2 protein-coding genes are annotated in these 656 nt (G+C 66.9%); one reads left to right on the top strand and one right to left on the bottom strand.

Translation table 11 applies throughout. The features are described from left to right. Nucleotides 1–206 (bottom strand): hypothetical protein (locus tag BFF76_RS34280; RefSeq protein WP_244167377.1); only part of this gene is annotated, 206 nt, incomplete at its 3' end. Nucleotides 207–312: 106 nt separating this feature from the next. Between BFF76_RS34280 and BFF76_RS30155 the strand changes: the two genes are divergently transcribed. Beyond that, nucleotides 313–507, top strand: coding sequence for a hypothetical protein (locus BFF76_RS30155; RefSeq protein ID WP_014154257.1), 195 nt, complete (start codon nucleotides 313–315; stop codon nucleotides 505–507). The last annotated feature ends 149 nt before the right edge of the window (nucleotides 508–656 follow it).

The raw sequence follows: 656 nt of genomic DNA, 5'->3' as shown, positions 1-656 counted from the left end.
CGGTTCGCCCGGTCGGTGCCGGATGACGAACGGAGGAAGAGCACCCGCGTCCCATCCGGTGAGACGGTGAAAGCCCGGGGTGCGCCGAGAGTGAACCTCTGGGTCCGGGCGTGCTGGCGGGGAAAAGACGGCTTCTGCGAGGTCATGGCACCGAACCTAGCCCGCGACGGGCGATCCGTGCGCCCCTCGTGCTGCTGTGCCCCGATCAATGCGTCGGCACGGATAGTTATGATCCGTAGCGCTCGGTGGGTAGGAACCCGCTGGCTCCATGTGTGCTGCCCGTCCCGACCGTACTGATGGAGGTGAACCGCCGTGGCACTCTCGATTTCGGCGGTGGTGCTGCTGGCGATCGTCGTCTTCCTGCTGATCCGGAAATCCGGACTGAAGGGCGGACACGCGGTGGTCTGCATGCTGCTCGGCTTCTACCTCGCGAGCTCGTCGATCGCCCCGACCATCTCGGAGGTGACGTCGAACGTGGCAGGCATGATCGGGGGGATCAAGTTCTGACGGGCGCCGCCGGGCGCCCCCGGAACACCGTGGGGCGTTCGGTCCGTGGGGCTGCCTGCTCGTAGGGTGGTCCCATGAAGGACCTTCCTGCCCGCCGTCTGCTCCTGGTGCACGCGCACCCCGACGACGAGTCGATCATCAACGGTGCC

Origin of the sequence: Streptomyces mutomycini (genome assembly GCF_001700505.1) — a bacterium.
Classification (GTDB): Bacteria; Actinomycetota; Actinomycetes; order Streptomycetales; family Streptomycetaceae; genus Streptomyces; species Streptomyces mutomycini.
The sequence above is the reverse complement of the archived record's forward strand: the minus strand, read 5'-3'. Positions and strand labels throughout refer to the sequence as shown.